Genomic DNA, 17,182 nt, shown 5'->3' on the forward strand with positions numbered 1-17,182 from the left:
AATGCTTAGCGCAAAGGCTCAAATCCCTCTGCTTGCTTCAGAATCTGCTCAATTTCCGCGCAGGTCTCCGGTTGCAGCGTCATCTCGACTGCTTTCACATTCTCTTCGATTTGTGCCGGTTTGGTAGCCCCAATCAGTGCAGCGCTGATACCCGGTTCTCTCAGAATCCAGGCAAGCGCGAGTTGTGACAGGGTGACACCCAAATCCTTTGCCAGCTTGTCCAGTTCCTGAACACAGTTGAGAACGGTATCGTTCATGTAACTGCTGATGACACTATTGACAGAGGCATCAGCCCCGCGACTCCCCGTCGGTATAGGTTGTCCCGGTTTGTATTTACCCGTGAGGATGCCTTGGGCTAGAGGTGAAAATACAATTTGGCCGATGCCTACCTGCCCGGATACGGGAAGGACCTCATGCTCGATATAACGCTCGAACATATTATAGATCGGCTGATTGGCAATCAGCGGCCGCAGATTCAGCCTTTTTCCGATACCATAGGCATCCGTGAGCTGGGCGGCACTCCATTCACTGACCGCAGCATACAAGATCTTGCCTTGAGCCTGAAGATCATCTAGCGCCCGCAGTGTCTCTTCCAACGGAGTATCTGGATCATAACGATGGCAGAAGTACATGTCGATATAATCCGTGCCGAGCCGCTTCAAACTCGCCTCACATTGCTCCATAATATGCTTGCGTGACAGCCCCCTGTCATTGGGACCGGAATCCATAGGAAAGAATACCTTAGTAGAAAGCACATAGCTCTCTCTCCGATAAGGCTTCAATGCGGCTCCCATAGCCTTCTCGCCTTCTCCACGGTTATACGCGTTCGCGGTATCAAAAAAATTAATCCCAAGTTCAAAGGCCTTGGCAATACAGGTATGAGCTGCTTCCTGTTCGGCGGCCGTACCGTACGTTAACCAGCTCCCCAGTCCGATTTCACTAATTTTAAGACCGCTGTTGCCTACATTTCTATATCTCATATCTACTCCTTCTTTCATAAGAAGCTTGCATTTTTATATATCTTAACATGTAAACCCTTTCATTAAAACAAATAATAAAGGACTCTTGGAGTTACATGAAGGACATCTACCACCCTACTTGTTAGGGCAGTAGATGTTTGTCACCTCATCATTTCAAATCATACCTACTCCATGCTTCCTTCAGGGAAAAGCGCATCATATGCAGGACAAGGCAGTTTGTCGAGAAACTCCTGAAGCTGCTTCGGCTTATTTTTGTAAATATCCTTTAAGGATGTTCCGTTATAGATATTACCGATGACTACAGGATGGCATAGTTCACAGATTAGGATGTCCCCGTTCCCGTGCAGATGGAGCTGTTTTTTACCATCAACACAGTTGGAAAAGTATACCCTCGGTTGCTCCTTGAAGCCCAGCGCCTCAGCAAAACGGTCCATACAGGTAAAATACAACACAGTATCGTCTTTTTTATGCGCAATCAGGTCATGAACGGAACGGACAAGTGCTTCCTTGGTGGAGATCGCGTTCCAATTCGTATGATCCATCACGATGCTGTTTTGGATTTCATGGATGCGTACACCGAGTTCGTAAACCTTTTCACTGATCGCTGGCATGTTGTTCTGCGTCTCTTCAAATAACAATGTCTCCAGCACCGTTTCCAGCTTGGCTTCGGTACACAAACGGATATTTTGAATGATTTTCTCATACATACGAGGGTGAACATGATAATAGGCTGCATATTTATCGGCATCCGTGAAGTTAAAGGAGATATGAATATTGGAAAGCCCTGCGTCACGCAGTTTCTCAATTCGTTCAGGGCTAAGCAAGCTCGCATTGGTATTAAGCTGGGTTGCAATTCCCTTGCTCGAACAGTGAGCCACGATGTCCAGACAATCGTCATACTTTAAGGTTACTTCGCCCCCGGAAAGTCGCACACGTTTTAACGTTGGAATGTCATCAATAATACCTATGACCTCTTTGCTGCTGATGCATTGTCCGTCGTTCCGCTGATATGCGCAGCAGTAATCACACTTGAAGTTGCAATTAGAGGTGACCCCGACTTCCAGTCCCTCCAGCTCGTAGATGCCCGGCTTTTCCAGTTCAAGTGCTTTATATTTGTTCTCTATACTCAATTTCTTATAATCCTCCCGATCTCAGGCTTGTGTCTTGAATTCCCTTGAGATTATACAGAATGGGATGGGTTTGTAGATATGACATTGGTAACGGCAGGAGTTTTAGAGTCTATTCTCATCACATATTGACATGTGGTATTGAATATCCCCAAAAAACATCCAAATTAGTGCAACAAAAAGGAAACTTATTCCGTCTCTTTATAATGTGCAAATAATAGTACTAATGAGGAGGATTTTTAAAGAAATGAAAAAATTGTACAAAGCAATCTCTACAGCAGCACTTGCAGGAATCATCGGCGCTCTTCCGGTAATACCGACTCATGTCTATGCAGCAAGCTCTTCTGTCAAGAGCACTACCACAAGCTCATCTACTGTAAATGCATCTACACCATCAGACAGTACAGTTATTAAAAATGCTCAAAAGAAATTACAGGAGATTACAGGTAAGAAACTGGAGCTCGTTTACAAGCAAGCTTCAGGAAATGAAATCGAATTAAGTGTTAAAGGGCAAGGATTTGATCAAGTTTCTACCGATAAAAATGGGAATATAACGGATGCCCATGTCGAAGTAGGTAATCGCACATTCATGATTAAAAATAACAAGTTAGATCATACCGTAGAGGACGTTGACACGAGCAAGGCAGACAAGACAGCTCTGAAAGCGGCAGAAGGCGTGTTTGGAGCTCTTGACGGAGTAACCAAAGGAAACCTGAAGCACATCTCCCTGATTGCGAAGGGAAATAAAAAGGTTTTTGAATTTATGTTCCAAAACGGTGATAAGGAAAGCCCTGTTTGGATTCAGGTCGAAAAGGGCTCCAATCAAGTGATGTCGATCAATACCAGAATTCTCGCAGACAAGCTTTTCGGAAAAGACAAAGCAGAAGTCGATAAAGTAGAGCAAAAACTGAAATCATTCTCAGAAGATCAAATTCTGGAACTGGCCCAAAAACAGGCTAAAGAACTGCTAAACGTTGATCTGACCGGATATAAAGTGATTAAGAATACGCAAATGCACGGCAGAGTCACTTTTGAAAAAGATCATTCACCTAAGCTGAGTGGAGACTTTAATTCAAAAGGTCAGTTTTACTCCCTTAAGGTAGAATATTGATTCTTAACTGGTGTAAGTGCCTCCTCAACAATTGTGATCAATATGTGAACTGGGCATAGTTCTCATTTCCAAATCCATACTGAATATATCTATTGGTAATGGAGGCGGAAGATCGTGAACAAAAGGATGAATCTGCTTATGTTCAGCGGCGATTATGATAAAGCAATGGCTGGACTGATTTTGGCCAATACAGCTCGGGAGTTGGATGTCGAGGTTACAATGTTTTTTGCATTCTGGGGATTATCATTGGTTCGTGATCCCGATAAAATGACGCTTGAGGACAAGACCATTTACGAGAAACTTATGGATTTGATGACTCCTAAAGGACCTGAGGCCTTACCGCTGTCCCATATGAATTTTAGCGGTCTGGGCAAGCTGATGCTGACGGAAATGCTGGAAGATAATGAGGCACCGAAGCTGATCCATTTCCTGAAGGGAGCCCGGAAGAAAAACGTCAAATTCTATGCCTGCAAGCTATCGGTGGATATTATGGGTTTTAAACCAGAAGAATTCATCCCTGAACTGGAAATTATCGAGGCCAAAACGTATCTAAAAGACGCCCTCGAGTCGGATATGCAGCTTTTTATCTAATATATACTCATGCCTTATCCTGCTATTGGATGAGGCTTTTTAATTTGACTAAATGATGACATTCGCCTAATTATTTTAACCTATCCTCGCCTACCTACGTACCCTAAGAAGACAGAACGACTTGGGAGGCGCCGTATGCTCATGGCTCGAATCGGAAGTAGTAACTGTAGGTATCAGCCTTCTAACGAGGCTCATTTCCAAAAGTATCGCGAGAATACAATCGGTTATCACCAGACCTTTGAATCTCCATATGGGCTTAAAAAGCTGATTTATGCGGATTGGGCAGCCAGCGGTCGTCTGTATGGACCCATCGAGTCGAAAATAGCTAATGAATTAGGTCCATTTGTGGCGAACACGCATACGGAGTCTAATTTGACAGGTACTCTGATGACCCAAGCCTATGAAAAAGCAAAACAAATCATTAAGAACCACGTTCATGCCAACGAACATGATATCATCCTATTCGCCGGGTCTGGGATGACAGGTGCGGTGAATAAGCTTCAGCGACTATTAGGATTAAAAATACATGAAAAATTAAAGCCCCTCTACCCCATCGCCGAAAAAGACCGCCCCGTTATTTTTGTTACACACATGGAGCATCATTCCAATCATATTTCCTGGGCAGAAACCATTGGAGACGTTGTGTGTCTCCCTCCGGGCCCCGGAGGAATAGTCGATCCAGCTCATCTCGAACGACTGCTGCATCAATTTCGGCATCGCCCGATCAAGATTGGCGCTTTTACCGCCTGCTCCAATGTTACAGGGTTCGAAGTGCCAATTCACCAACTATCCCGCAAAATGCATGAACATGGTGGCGTATGTTTCATCGATTTCTCGGCAAGCGCACCTTATGCGGAGATCGACATGCATCCTACAGATCCCCTTGAGAAACTGGACGGGATTGTATTTTCTCCTCACAAATTTCTTGGTGGCCCCGGTACAAGCGGCGTTCTCATTATGGATTCGCGGCTGTGTCTTCATTGTGCTCCCGATCAGCCCGGGGGCGGCACGGTAAGTTGGACCAATCCCTGGGGTGGATACGAGTATAAAAATAGTATTGAAGCCCGTGAGGATGGCGGGACCCCCCCTTTTCTACAGGCTGTTCGAACCGCGCTCTGTATTCAGTTGAAGGAACAAATGGGATACAGCCGCATGTGGGAGCGTAAAAAGGAGCTGACCTCATTATTGCTAAAAGGCTTGGGCATCATACCAGGTCTACACATTTTGGGAGGGAGCAGCCAAGATCGACTGGGAATCGTTTCTTTCGTTGTCGGCCATATTCACTATAACCTGATTGTAAAACTACTAAATGACCGGTTTGGCATTCAGGTCCGAGGTGGCTGTTCATGTGCTGGGCCCTATGGACATTATTTGCTGGGCATCGACCAGCAAGCTTCTAAGCAAATGACAGAGCTGATTCATGCGGGGAACTTATCTCGAAAGCCGGGCTGGGTGCGTCTGTCGCTTCATCCCATGATGACCAATCAGGAAGCCTCTTATATTGTCTCTTCCATACGGGCTATCGTGGAAAACATCATAACCTGGCAAAAAGATTATACCTATCAACCGGAATCTAACGAATGGCGATCTATGAATGAACATAACAAAATGGACATCAGCAAATGGTTCAACTTTAGCAATTAAGAGACTCTTGTCCGTTTCCTTCTTTCAAAATACTCATAAGCTACACTGTAAGATTACTATATGAGGAAAGAAGGGGCGACAATGGGTCTCAATTTTCGCAACAGCACCAATGCGGCTATCTTTGTAGTTTTTGCCTATCCGGACTTCAGCTGTACTCCTGTTAACTACTCCAAAGCAGGCTGGTATCGCGTGAACCCCGGTCAAACTATTCAAGTATGGAGCGGCTTCGCCGGAGGTAATACGTTTTTCTATTACGCCGAGGATGATTTTGGACGTACATGGCAGGGTTCATACTTCACTCAAGTTCCTGAGAATGCCTTCGATTGGTGCTGGGATACAGGCTGTACCACTTGTAGAAACGTGGGACTGCGGAGAATTGCGGTTAGCCCGTTCGTCTTGAACTATACTATCGACTTTATAAGAAGCAGCAGCCAAAGAAAACCTGCATCAACCACACTCCGCATGACGCTGCCTTCCAAAGCAACCCAAGAGAAACCTATCTTGCGCAGAGTTCCTGCCAAACCTAAGAGATTACAACAAGGGAAACCTCAATTACAGAAACGCATCACTCATAAAAAACGGACAAAATAAAGAATGATCTGAACTCACCTATACAGATTGTTTAGAACCCATACAGAATTATTTAGAACCAAAAAAGGAGCGACCTCCTTACACGGTCTGCTCCTTTCTCTTTTCTCTATGCTGAGGTCAATCCGCTTATTTGCTCTCAGATTCCCACTTGGATATCTCTTCACGCACCCGTGGCGCTACCTCTGTTCCCAATAACTCAATAGCTCTCATGACATCATCATGCGGCATCGTGCCGACGGGCACATGCAACAGAAAACGTGTAATGCCCACCTGTTTACGGAGATGAATGATTTTCTTGGCAACTGTATCGGGATCGCCTACATACAATGCTCCTTCAAAGCTGCGCGCGGCATCGAAGCTGGAACGAGTATAAGGACCCCAACCGCGTTCACGCCCAAGCACATTCATGCTCTGCTGAGTGGAAGGGAAAAACTTTTCAGCTGCAAGCTCGGTGGTCTCCGCGATAAAACCATGCGAGTGGGATGCAACTGGAAGCAGCGATGCATCATGACCTGCGTGCTTAGCTGCCTTTTTGTACAACTCCACCAATGGTGCAAACTGCATAGGACTTCCTCCGATAATGGCAAGCACCAACGGCAATCCAAGCAAGCCCGCACGAACCACAGATTCCTGATTGCCTCCACTCCCGATCCATACAGGCAAAGGATTTTGCACCGGACGCGGATACACGCCTAAATTGTTGATCGCAGGCCGATGTCCGCCTTTCCAGGTTACTTTCTCAGACTCCCGTATTTTCAAAAGAAGTTTCAGTTTTTCATCAAACAACTCATCGTAGTTATCCAGGTCATATCCAAACAACGGGAACGATTCGATAAAGGAACCTCGACCTGCCATAATTTCAGCTCGTCCATTCGAAATACCGTCCAGCGTAGCAAAATCCTGAAACACACGCACCGGATCATCCGATGAAAGCACCGTAACTGCACTGGTTAGGCGAATTCGTTGGGTCTGTGCCGCAGCAGCAGCCAGTATAACAGCCGGAGCAGATGCCGCATAATCTTTACGATGATGCTCTCCCACGCCGTACACATCCAGTCCTACCTGATCAGCAAGTACAATTTCCTCGACCACTTCACGTATCCGTTGTGCGTGACTGATAACCTCACCGGTTTGGGGATCCGGTGTTGCTTCTACAAACGTACTTATACCTATCTCCACTTGTCTTACCCCCTATTGTATGTTTCATTTTTCATTCGGTTGCTTTCGAAGCAATCATTTTAAAAACCGATATCTTTATATTGAACCTTTTTGATATCTTTTTCAAGCTCTCCTTTTCTGAGTTTGAAAATCAGGCGAGAGAAGTGTCGAGATCTGCGCAGGAAAAGCAGTCTCTTTGTCGAATTATGGTATGGAGTAAATAAGATTTCCATCCCCACACCATGAAAACAACAAGGAGGCGCATACATTTATGGCTTTTGTTATTAATAATTTAAAGGATAACAGCAATGTTGCCATCACTGACCAATTAGGTGGATTTACGGTACTGGAATACATAACAGATTTGAGTTGCACCTCGGTTGCGGCTGCGAAAGACAATTACTATATGAGCAAAAGTAACATGCGCCGCAAACAGCTCATGATCGAAATCAATAATAGTGAGATTATGATGAGGGCAGGTGCCATGCAATATACTGTAGGCAGCATGGAAATGACTACCGGTGTAAAAGGCGTCGGAGGCTTAATGCGAAACTTGGTATCCGGTGCTGTAACGGGGACAGGTGCCATTAAACCGCACTATAAAGGCACGGGAACCATCATGCTGGAGCCTACCTATCAATATATTTGGCTTATTGATGTCGATAATGATGACATTGCCATCGAAGACGGATTGTTTTTAGCTTGCGACGCCACACTGGACATATCCGTTGTTGCACGTAGTAATCTTTCCTCTGCTGCACTGGGCGGAGAAGGGTTATTTAATTTAAGCGCCCGTGGAAAAGGAGTACTGGCACTTCAAGCGCCGATCCCTTCTGATGAAGCGGTCGTTATAGAATTGCAAAATGATGTGCTTAAGGTGGATGGTAACTTTGCCCTTATGTGGTCCAACACCCTACAGTTTACCGTCGAAAAATCGGGGAAAACCAAAATGGGCTCGGCCGCTTCCGGCGAAGGGCTGGTTAATGTATACAGGGGAACAGGAAACGTGTGGCTGGCACCACTATGACATCTATATGGGCATGAGCATTGGAAGCCCAATGATGCCCAATGCTAATAAAAAAGGAGAAGCCCTCGGCTTCTCCTTTTTTAATCCTCATGGAACTGAACAGTTTCTCTGCTATATACTTTAATTCTTTTTAACAAACTCCGATTTTAGCTTCATTGCTCCAAAACCATCAATTTTGCAATCAATATCGTGGTCGCCTTCCACCAGACGGATGTTTTTTACTTTGGTGCCAATTTTCAAGACGGAAGAGCTTCCCTTCACTTTAAGGTCTTTAATGACAGTTACAGAGTCACCATCCTTCAGAATGTTACCATTCGCATCTTTGACGACTTTTACGTCTTCACTGCTTTCAGTTTCTGACTCGGCAGACCACTCATGGGCGCATTCCGGGCAAATGAACAGACTGCGGTCCTCATAAGTGTACTCTGAATTACACTCAGGACAATTTGGCAAATTAGACATGGTATTATGTACTCCATTCATTTTTTATTTCTATTCCAAGCCTACCTTGGAGTTCCCTACAAGTATATTGGATAATCAGTCGCGGTTCCACTTATGAATGTAACTAAAACGGATGCTAACCTTTCTAGGCAGCATCCGTTTTGTACGACACGTTTATTATGCTTGGATTTGCTTGACCAGTTCACTAATTCCTTGCTTAAGCGGCGTCAGGGGACGCTTCAACAGCTTCTCAAAATCGTTGCTTACGACATCCAAGGCTCCTTCACGAATCGCTTGTTGAATGCCTACCACAATAGGAATGGCACCTTCCGGTACTCCCGCACCGAGCATGATCTCGGCATACGCAGCATCGTCTACCTGCTGTACAGGAACGTCCTTACCCAGGACCTCAGCAAGTATCGCTGCCAACTCTTCTTGGGTAATCGGCTTACCAGAGAGCTCGTAGATTGTATTCTCATGTCCTTCGCCAGACAACACGGCTGCAGCCGCTTGCGCGTAATCAGCGCGGGCAGCCCAACCTACTCTACCGGACCCTGCTGAGGTTAACCATGGTGCTCCCGCGAGTACGGATTGGATCGTGCCTGCTTCATTCTCAAGATACCAATTATTACGCAAGAAGGAGTAAGGAATACCTGACTCACGAATGAACTCCTCCGTAATACGATGTACGGGTGCAAGGAATAGAGTGCTGTCAGCGGCATTGGCCGCACTGGTATACGCGATGAAGCCTACTCCCGCACGCACAGCAGCATCAACAGCCGCTTTATGCTGGCGAATTCTAGTATCATTATCCCCGTCTGCGGATATAATCAACAATCGATCTACACCAGCAAATGCCTGATCCAGCGTTTCTGGCTTGTCAAAATCGCCATGACGAACGTCAACGCCACGATTACGTAACCCCTCTGCTTTTTCCGGATTTCTTACGCTAACAATAAGGTCTTTTGCCGGGACGGATGCAAGCAATGTATCTACCACAATGGAACCCAGTTGCCCCGTTGCTCCTGTTAATGCGATTTTCATACGAAATCCTCCATTCGGTTTTTATTTACTTTTATATAGTAACTAAAAATATGATACATGTCTAATTTAGAGTCTAAAGGTATGCTTTTCGGGTAAGGGTTGGTAACCCGGACTTTCCCCAAAGAGAGGAATATGTGTATGAAGAAAGCTATGGTCATTGTAAATCCCTCTTCTGGCAAAGAGGAATCCCTCCAACATGTCAGAAAGGTAGAAGAAATTCTACGTGAGCAAGGATACGCCGTTACAGTCAAAGAGACGGCACAAGAACTTGATGCCACCCGTTTTTGCGTCACTGCATGTCAGGAGACTTATGATCTAGTCGTTTCCCTCGGTGGAGATGGCACGCTTCATGAAACCATTAATGGTTTCATGGATCAAGCCCATCGTCCAAAACTAGGGGTCATCCCGCTTGGGACCGTCAATGATTTTGCCCGTGCCTTACAAATTCCGCTAAGTCCTGAACTGGCGATCCGTACACTCACTTCTGCTCGCGTGAAAGCCGTAGATATGGGTCTCTTAAACGGTCGAATGTTTGCCAATGTTGTTGCCACTGGCTCGCTTGCCGAATCGCTATCCGCTGTGTCGTCAGACGATAAATCCATGTTTGGTACATTTGCCTACTTTAAAGAAGGTTTGAAAGAACTTATCAATCATCCTGTCCATCCGCTTATCGTCCGCTATGATGACAGGACTTGGGAAGGCGAATCCCCACTCTTTCTTGCTACTTTAACCAACTCAGTTGGCGGATTTGAGAAACTGGCGCCCGGGGCGGCTGTTGATGATGGCCTGCTTCACTGCTTTATTTTCAAAAACCTTAATATATTGAACACGGTGACGGCCAGCATAAGCTTATTTTTAGGCAACCTGAAAGATCATAGTGATATCGTTTACTTTACTGCAAAGCATGTAAGTGTCAGCTCTGCAGAACCGGTCAGTACGAATGTAGATGGTGAGGAAGGACCCTCTTTGCCTATCGAGCTTGGTATTCTGGCGCGTCACATCGAGGTAATTGTGCCTGAGGAGTCTGAGTAATACGGTGCTTATCCTCAGGCTTGAGGCTCATAATCGCTCAATTTCCCCTCGTAGATCAGATGGAATCGGTCACTTTGCCGAAAATCGTCTGGTGTAATAAGGGCGGGCAACTTGTTCCATATTTTGATGCCGGATCGCTGTAAAATTTCCGCGACAAATTGCGAACAAAAATAAGAATTACTGAACTCGACTGGTTCTTTGAGTGCAACGCCAATTAATCCCAGTAAGTTATACATATATTTTTGCCGACTTCGGATAAATACATGTAAAACTCTCTTCATTTTCTCGACTTCACGGTCGGTTACTTGAAGCTCGTAGATGACACATGTTGTATTCGGAAATCTGCTGTATGTACCTGTCTTAATATCCTCTTTCACGAAACCACCATCCAGAGGGTTAATGGGGGTCTTTCTCCCGAAGCTGTATAACTCCGAAAGTTCTCGGTTGAAGGAAATGGAGGCGTGATTGTATGGTGCTCTTGTATAGCTTTTAATGACTCTCGTCAGAAACGTTCCCGTATTCGTAAGCAAGATAAAAACCGATTGATCAGCTACCATTTACGAAACTTCCCCTTATCAAGTTTGAATTATTCCTTCATAATAACATAGGACCCCCTTCAGGGAATCCTATTTCGCTATAAGTTGGTGAGTCGCAATGGACAGTTCGTTATTAACGTTAACCCTTATTTGTATAGCCTTATTAATCATCCATCTAATTTATATAGTGGTAGTCAAAACACAGCCAAACAAAGACTATGCAGCTATTGGACTTCGCATTAAGACCTGGTGGGGCATGTTCTTTATCTTTTGCCTGGCAACACTTTTTAATCCGATCGTTTCACTGCTTTCCTTGATGGTGCTTACTTTCTTTGCGCTAAAAGAATACTTCTCCATGATTAGATCCAGAAAAGCTGACCGCAGGTTGTTTTTATGGGCATACTTGGCGATTCCTGTACAGTTTTATTGGATTTATATCGGGTGGTATGGGATGTTTATCGTCTTTATCCCTATCTATGTATTCTTGCTGCTACCGCTCCCGCGATTGATCAATAAAGGAACCGTTGGTTTCCTACGTAGTGTCAGCTCGACTCAATGGGGACTCATGCTGATGGTTTTTGGACTGAGTCACCTGGCTTATTTTCAGTTTGCTGCGCCGCAATACGGAGCAAAACTTGTACTTTTTCTAGTGGTACTGACACAGCTCAATGATGTCGCACACTATCTGGCATCGCTCTATTTCGGCAAGCGGAAAATCGTCCCGACATCCAATCCCAATATAACTTGGGAAGGCTTTGCATTCGCTTTTCCCGTAACCATAGCGGCTTCCTATCTAATCTATCCGTACCTGACGCCGTTTGATCTGAAATTTGGGATTATTTTCGGTATGTTGATTAGCTTGAGCGGTTTCTTCGGGAGCTTAACGGTTTCCGTGCTGAAGCGAGATTTATTAATCGGCGATGATAATAAGTTCGATGCTTTGAAAAAAAGCTACTTAAGCCGGGTAGATAGCTTGACCTACACCTCGCCCGTCTTTTTTCACGTGATTCGTTATTTTTTCGACTTTATGTAGCAATATGTTTTTCTTCATCGCTCCACGATACTCTGCTTGCTTCTCACCGTTTTCATTTTGGTTAGCCGGGGTAAGTACTACTGTACCGCAAGCGGTCCTTATCCTAGAAAACAATCTTGAGGAGGCGTTAGAAATGGCAGAGCATAATCATGTTGTGAATAAGGAAGGCGAAGTGGCCCTGAACAAGGTAGATGACGCATTAAATCGGATAGACGACAGCAAAAAAGATGACATCTTGGGCAGCTTTGATTCATTCAAAAGTTATTTGAGCGACAAAATTGAAATGGCTCAAAAAATCGGCTTGAATGAAGAAGTGATGGCAAAAGCAGCTGAGAAGATCGCAGGCTATCTGGCAGCCAAGGAAGAACCGCGCAATAGCGAGGAGAAGCTTCTTCAGGAATTGTGGAAGGTAGGGGACAAAGAGCAGCAGCACGCGCTTGCCCACATGCTAGTACGTGTGGCTCAATCCTCGTAGAAATATTTAATTTATGAAAAACAATATTTTACTATAAAAGAGCAGTCTATCCTTAGATGAGGATAGACTGCTCTTGCGTTTACTATCGTTGCAGCGCGTTCCGCTAATGATTACAATATGTTCTGCTTAACGCATGGAATTAATGCACCTGAGTCAGTAATTGATATGCATCTTCCTTGGTAGTAACCGCCAGAAGCGCTTCTCTAAAATGGTCGTCCATCAGCTTACGAGACAGCATTTGCAGCACCTTCAGATGGGCATTGTCCTTACTATTACGCGGAACAGCAATCATGAAGATCAGTTTCGCTTCACTTCCGTCCATACTTTTCCAGTCCACTCCGCTCCGCTTCACCCCAAAGACCACGCTTGGCTTCAGAACAGCTTCCGATTTACCGTGAGGAATGGCAATATTCATTCCAATGCCTGTGGAGCTTTCCTTCTCTCGGTCCAATATAGCCTGTTTAAAACCACTGGCAGAACTTACGGCTCCATTTCTCTCAAGTGCTCCGATCATTTCATCAATCACGGCATCCTGTGTCGTTCCTTCCAGATCCAGATTAATCAGATCCATCGTTACAATATCTGTCAACTTCTCAATGTGAATGGCTTGCGAAGATACCTCGGGCTCGTTATTTGCAATCGCTGAAGCTGATGACTCGGCGGCAGTCGTAGTCATCGTAGATTGTTCCGTTACTGCGGCAGAATTTCCAGATGTCTCTTCTCCAGCAACAGCCGGATTTGCAGTTGCAATATCCCTTTTCAGCAGACTCACCAGGATAACTGAGACGGCTGCTCCGACAATAACAGCAATGAAGAACATGAACACATTGTCCACTGCACCAAGAATGGCTACAATCGGTCCACCATGAGCTACCTTATCCCCTACATTTCCCAACATCGCAATGACTGAACCGACCATAGATCCTGCCATGATACTAGGAATAACACGCAATGGATCTTGTGCAGCGAAGGGAATCGCTCCTTCAGTAATACCGAATAATCCCATCGTGAATGTAGCTTTTCCGGCTTCGCGTTCTGCTGGTGCAAATTTACGCTTGTTGATCATTGCTGCAAGTCCCATTCCAATCGGTGGAATACAAATCGCAACGGCGATCGGTCCCATAATTTCGTAATTTCCTTCACCAATCATGGCCGAGCCGAATAAAAATGCTACTTTATTGACTGGACCACCCATATCAAAGGAGATCATCGCACCTAAAATCAGTGCCAATAGAATTGAACTTGTACCTTGCATACCTGCAAGCCAACCCGTCAAAGCTTCAAACAATTGTGCGACTGGAGAACCGATGATAAAGACAAAGATTAATCCTACAATTAAAGATGACAACACAGGGATAATAATAATAGGCATGATCGGCTGTAATGCTCGCCCAACCTTCATTTTCCGAATACCCAGTGCAACATAACCCGCCAGGAAACCAGCGATAATTCCGCCGATAAATCCGGCTCCCGCCTCACTTCCATAAAAACTGCCGTTCGCAGCAATGAATCCGCCAACCATACCCGGTGCAAGCCCCGGTCTATCCGCAATACTCATCGCGATGAATCCAGCGAGGATTGGTATCATAAAGGTAAACGAAGCCGAACCGATATCCTGAACCGTCTTCCAAAATGAACCGTCCGGTATAACCAGACCGCCTGGTGTCTTCTCACCGCCAATCGTCAACGCAATGGCAATGAGCAATCCCCCAATGACAATAAAGGGCACCATATAGGATACACCATTCATCAAGTGGCGGTAGATAGGATTCTGCTTCGGTTTATTCTCCTGTGAGCTAGCTTCGGAGGCACGTGACTCTGCCCGGTACACAGGCACATTCCCCTTCATCACCCGCTGGATCAATTCTTCCGGACGGCGAATCCCATCTTGTACTCCAACGACCAGCAATTTCTTGCCGACGAAGCGGTCTTTGACCACCGTCTTATCCGCTGCAATAATAATGCCATCCGCTTCACGGATCTCCTGCTCCGTTAGTTGATTTTCTACTCCAATGGAGCCTTGTGTCTCGACCTTCATCTCGATACCCAGTTTGGCTGCTGCCTTTTGCAGATTCTCAGCTGCCATATACGTATGTGCAATTCCGTTAGGACATGAGGTTATCGCTAATATCTTCATAGTCATTCCCCTTCTCTCTGATGTTTCCGCTTACATTGATAGTATAACCGCCTTTTTTGCTGTTATCGGGCGAACTTTTTACCGGAACTTTCGGAAAAATAGAATAATACGGACAAAAAAACAGGACTTATAGATAAGTCCTGCTCCTAAGCACGGCTTTTAATTTTAGTTTATCCCTTTAGCTTCCCTAATAGTCTCATCGCATCGGTCTCCTTAGATAAAGCATGAACTAGAGCTGGCTGCTCACTGATTAGGGACAATTCCTTAAATAACTGCCGCATTTCTTCCCGCCCATCCTGTTTTACCGCAAGCAAGAACACAAGCTCTACTTTCTCGGTTCCCCAAGTAAGTGGCTTCTTTAAAGTAGCGACTACAATGGAGGACTGCCTTATCCACTCTGAGCCGCCATGCGGGATGGCTATGCCTCCCCCAATCGTCGTAGCTGACATTTTTTCTCGCGCCAATACGCTGTCCACATATCCTGTCTCCACATATCCTTTGTCCTCCAGTATTTGCGCCAGCTTAGAAATCAATTGTTCCGGACGCTGCACTTCTTGCTGGGGAAATACTAAAAAAGGTGTTGTGTACTTAAAAAATACAGATTCATCTGCGACTCTAGGTTCCGGCTCATCCATTCGTCTGATCACTTGTTCCAGTTGACGCTCATCCTTGGCATCCAGCAATGGAGAGACGAGAATGTGCGGAACGCTCAGCTCTGGAAGAGCTACGGTTGTAATGATGAGATCCACCTCCTGGGTTGCCAGATAGTCCTGGACTTCTGCCTTAGAAAGGGTTGTCTCCACATGTACAGCCGGAAACTTACGTTCCACCTTTGTGCGCAGTAGCTGGGACATACCGATACCCATGTGACACACGATGATGGCTCTCTGAGGATGACTCTCTTTCTGGTGAAGTCGCTCCACAGAAGCCTGAAAATGTAGCGTTAAATACGCCGCTTCCTCCTCAGGGAACGATAACCGGACCAAATCCCCTACCTCTTCCAGCGTAATAATAACCCGGTCGAACATGTAAGGATACATCTTCTTAATCTCAGTCAGCATAGGATTGGACACCGTCAAACCATATTGAAGCCGGTTCAGGGTCGTATATAAATGGACCTTCAACCCTTTCAGCAACATCTTATCCTTGGAAAAGTCAATCATATTCAGCTCCGACATCCGCCGGACTAACTGCTCAATCAGCTTAGGCAAAAGCGGATGGCTGTCTGCCAGATCGCTTTGTTTGCCCTTTCTATCCTCTTGCTGGTAACGGAACTTTCCGCCCAGCAAATGCAGGGTTAGATAGGCCGTTTCTTCCTTGGAAAAAGGTACGGAAAACAGCTTTTGCAGCTGCCGTAAAAACGAAGTAGCCCATGTAAATTCGGCCTTCTCCTGCAAAAAGGCAATGTCTTTCTCGGAGAGAGAGATGGGCTGTCCCAGCTTGGTTCGTTTGACCATTAAGAGAATATGGAGCATTAAACCCTCAAAAGCTTCATCAGTAAAGCTGAGGTCATGATGCTTTTGAAATGCTTTTAATTCATAATTGATGGTTGCAATCTCGTGCGGCTCAAACTGCTTGCGCATCATCTGTCCTGTTAACTCAGGACTATCAATCAGCTGATTCATCCGCGCCAAAGCGATCCGCTTGTTTTTCTCTGTGCCTTGAATGGTCAAGCCTACGCGCTGCTTGGTAACCAAGGCAAGATCAAAGCTGTGCAGCCAGTCATCAATCTTCTCCATATCTCTACGGATCACCGTCTTGTTCACATAATACTGGGAGGCCAGATCTTGTATCGTTACAGGCTTGGCATCCATCAAGAGCCGATAAGCGAGATGCAGCACCCTCTCCTCATCCGATTCATGCTGGGCTGTACTCTCGCCTGCATACAGGCGGTGAAATAAATCAGCCTGCTCCGCTTCACTTATCTCCAAATAAATACCTCGTCCCGGTCTTCTCACCAGATTTGCATCGGAGTGCTTGACTAGATATTCTTCAATTACTTTTAGATCGTTTCGAATCGTCTTTTCTGAGCAATCCGTTTGATCGGCCAGATCCTGCACTAACCACAGTCGGTTCGATTCAGTTAACAACTTGCGGAAAATTTCTACTTGCCTTTTGTTCATTCCAATCTCCTATCTTCCAAAATAAAGAATGTTCAGGCATATCGGTTTATATTTCGTTAGCTTTATATTAGCTTATCGATATACTAATTGTAACCCTACAGCAACATACGGAGTGTATAATAAGACAATCCA

The 17,182-nt window shown here is 45.4% G+C and carries 16 protein-coding genes; 8 read left to right on the plus strand and 8 right to left on the minus strand.

Translation table 11 applies throughout. The features are described 5' to 3' along the window. Positions 1-5 precede the first annotated feature (5 nt). Both PPM_RS25820 and PPM_RS25825 read right to left on the minus strand, forming a co-directional pair. Entirely contained in the window at positions 6-980 is a 975-nt protein-coding gene (locus PPM_RS25820; RefSeq protein WP_013373803.1) for an aldo/keto reductase family protein, read from the minus strand. Between the two features lie 164 nt (positions 981-1,144). Further along, the gene (locus tag PPM_RS25825; protein WP_013373804.1) at positions 1,145-2,110 is read right to left on the minus strand and encodes a radical SAM protein; all 966 of its coding nucleotides are present in this window, start codon (positions 2,108-2,110) and stop codon (positions 1,145-1,147) included. A 244-nt stretch (positions 2,111-2,354) separates the two neighbouring features. On the opposite strand from PPM_RS25825, the gene PPM_RS25830 reads away from it, so the two are divergent. The 4 genes from PPM_RS25830 (at position 2,355) to PPM_RS25845 (ending at position 6,044) form a co-directional block, all read left to right on the plus strand. After that, on the plus strand, positions 2,355-3,218 hold the full coding sequence (locus PPM_RS25830) for a hypothetical protein (protein ID WP_013373805.1): 864 nt from the start codon (positions 2,355-2,357) through the stop codon (positions 3,216-3,218). Positions 3,219-3,332: 114 nt separating this feature from the next. After that, on the plus strand, positions 3,333-3,809 hold the full coding sequence (locus PPM_RS25835) for a DsrE/DsrF/DrsH-like family protein (RefSeq protein WP_013373806.1): 477 nt from the start codon (positions 3,333-3,335) through the stop codon (positions 3,807-3,809). A gap of 135 nt (positions 3,810-3,944) precedes the next feature. Beyond that, the gene (locus PPM_RS25840) at positions 3,945-5,453 is read left to right on the plus strand and encodes an aminotransferase class V-fold PLP-dependent enzyme (RefSeq protein ID WP_013373807.1); all 1,509 of its coding nucleotides are present in this window, start codon (positions 3,945-3,947) and stop codon (positions 5,451-5,453) included. A gap of 81 nt (positions 5,454-5,534) precedes the next feature. After that, positions 5,535-6,044: a DUF1036 domain-containing protein gene (locus tag PPM_RS25845; RefSeq protein ID WP_013373808.1), complete on the plus strand. Its 510-nt coding sequence runs from the start codon at positions 5,535-5,537 to the stop codon at positions 6,042-6,044. A 126-nt stretch (positions 6,045-6,170) separates the two neighbouring features. Here the strand turns inward: PPM_RS25845 and PPM_RS25850 are convergent, their stop codons facing one another. Then, on the minus strand, positions 6,171-7,223 hold the full coding sequence (locus PPM_RS25850; protein WP_013373809.1) for an LLM class flavin-dependent oxidoreductase: 1,053 nt from the start codon (positions 7,221-7,223) through the stop codon (positions 6,171-6,173). Positions 7,224-7,473: 250 nt separating this feature from the next. Here PPM_RS25850 and PPM_RS25855 point away from each other — a divergent pair, with 250 nt between their 5' ends. Next, positions 7,474-8,229, plus strand: coding sequence for an AIM24 family protein (locus PPM_RS25855; RefSeq protein WP_013373811.1), 756 nt, complete (start codon positions 7,474-7,476; stop codon positions 8,227-8,229). Between the two features lie 120 nt (positions 8,230-8,349). On the opposite strand, the gene PPM_RS25860 is transcribed toward PPM_RS25855, so the two are convergent. Then, positions 8,350-8,691, minus strand: coding sequence for a zinc ribbon domain-containing protein YjdM (locus PPM_RS25860; protein WP_013373813.1), 342 nt, complete (start codon positions 8,689-8,691; stop codon positions 8,350-8,352). A 156-nt stretch (positions 8,692-8,847) separates the two neighbouring features. Continuing rightward, complete coding sequence (locus tag PPM_RS25865) at positions 8,848-9,714, minus strand: SDR family oxidoreductase (RefSeq protein WP_013373814.1); 867 nt, start codon at positions 9,712-9,714, stop codon at positions 8,848-8,850. 138 nt (positions 9,715-9,852) lie between these two features. Between PPM_RS25865 and PPM_RS25870 the strand changes: the two genes are divergently transcribed. Beyond that, positions 9,853-10,746, plus strand: coding sequence for a diacylglycerol/lipid kinase family protein (locus tag PPM_RS25870; protein WP_013373815.1), 894 nt, complete (start codon positions 9,853-9,855; stop codon positions 10,744-10,746). 14 nt (positions 10,747-10,760) lie between these two features. On the opposite strand, the gene PPM_RS25875 is transcribed toward PPM_RS25870, so the two are convergent. Further along, positions 10,761-11,303: a hypothetical protein gene (locus PPM_RS25875; RefSeq protein WP_013373816.1), complete on the minus strand. Its 543-nt coding sequence runs from the start codon at positions 11,301-11,303 to the stop codon at positions 10,761-10,763. A gap of 97 nt (positions 11,304-11,400) precedes the next feature. Between PPM_RS25875 and PPM_RS25880 the strand changes: the two genes are divergently transcribed. Then, a complete protein-coding gene (locus PPM_RS25880) occupies positions 11,401-12,315 on the plus strand; it encodes a phosphatidate cytidylyltransferase (protein WP_013373817.1) in 915 nt (304 codons plus the stop codon). Between the two features lie 133 nt (positions 12,316-12,448). Next, complete coding sequence (locus PPM_RS25885; RefSeq protein ID WP_013373818.1) at positions 12,449-12,790, plus strand: DUF3243 domain-containing protein; 342 nt, start codon at positions 12,449-12,451, stop codon at positions 12,788-12,790. Between the two features lie 139 nt (positions 12,791-12,929). On the opposite strand, the gene PPM_RS25890 is transcribed toward PPM_RS25885, so the two are convergent. Beyond that, positions 12,930-14,927 (minus strand): PTS fructose transporter subunit IIABC, encoded by a 1,998-nt coding sequence (locus tag PPM_RS25890; protein WP_013373819.1) that lies wholly within the window; start codon positions 14,925-14,927, stop codon positions 12,930-12,932. A 170-nt stretch (positions 14,928-15,097) separates the two neighbouring features. Continuing rightward, complete coding sequence (locus tag PPM_RS25895; protein ID WP_013373820.1) at positions 15,098-17,050, minus strand: BglG family transcription antiterminator; 1,953 nt, start codon at positions 17,048-17,050, stop codon at positions 15,098-15,100. Between the last annotated feature and the right edge of the window lie 132 nt (positions 17,051-17,182).

The organism is Paenibacillus polymyxa M1 (genome assembly GCF_000237325.1).
Lineage (GTDB): Bacteria > Bacillota > Bacilli > Paenibacillales > Paenibacillaceae > Paenibacillus > Paenibacillus polymyxa_C.

Excerpts from the sequence above, each read along its gene's own strand:
- PPM_RS25885 (WP_013373818.1), top strand. The coding sequence starts at position 12,449 with ATGGCAGAGCATAATCATGTTGTGAATAAGGAAGGCGAAGTGGCCCTG.
- PPM_RS25890 (WP_013373819.1), bottom strand. The coding sequence starts at position 14,927 with ATGAAGATATTAGCGATAACCTCATGTCCTAACGGAATTGCACATACG.
- PPM_RS25870 (WP_013373815.1), top strand. The coding sequence starts at position 9,853 with ATGAAGAAAGCTATGGTCATTGTAAATCCCTCTTCTGGCAAAGAGGAA.
- PPM_RS25820 (WP_013373803.1), bottom strand. The coding sequence starts at position 980 with ATGAGATATAGAAATGTAGGCAACAGCGGTCTTAAAATTAGTGAAATC.
- PPM_RS25855 (WP_013373811.1), top strand. The coding sequence starts at position 7,474 with ATGGCTTTTGTTATTAATAATTTAAAGGATAACAGCAATGTTGCCATC.
- PPM_RS25830 (WP_013373805.1), top strand. The coding sequence starts at position 2,355 with ATGAAAAAATTGTACAAAGCAATCTCTACAGCAGCACTTGCAGGAATC.
- PPM_RS25860 (WP_013373813.1), bottom strand. The coding sequence starts at position 8,691 with ATGTCTAATTTGCCAAATTGTCCTGAGTGTAATTCAGAGTACACTTAT.
- PPM_RS25880 (WP_013373817.1), top strand. The coding sequence starts at position 11,401 with ATGGACAGTTCGTTATTAACGTTAACCCTTATTTGTATAGCCTTATTA.
- PPM_RS25865 (WP_013373814.1), bottom strand. The coding sequence starts at position 9,714 with ATGAAAATCGCATTAACAGGAGCAACGGGGCAACTGGGTTCCATTGTG.
- PPM_RS25895 (WP_013373820.1), bottom strand. The coding sequence starts at position 17,050 with ATGAACAAAAGGCAAGTAGAAATTTTCCGCAAGTTGTTAACTGAATCG.
- PPM_RS25845 (WP_013373808.1), top strand. The coding sequence starts at position 5,535 with ATGGGTCTCAATTTTCGCAACAGCACCAATGCGGCTATCTTTGTAGTT.
- PPM_RS25875 (WP_013373816.1), bottom strand. The coding sequence starts at position 11,303 with ATGGTAGCTGATCAATCGGTTTTTATCTTGCTTACGAATACGGGAACG.
- PPM_RS25840 (WP_013373807.1), top strand. The coding sequence starts at position 3,945 with ATGCTCATGGCTCGAATCGGAAGTAGTAACTGTAGGTATCAGCCTTCT.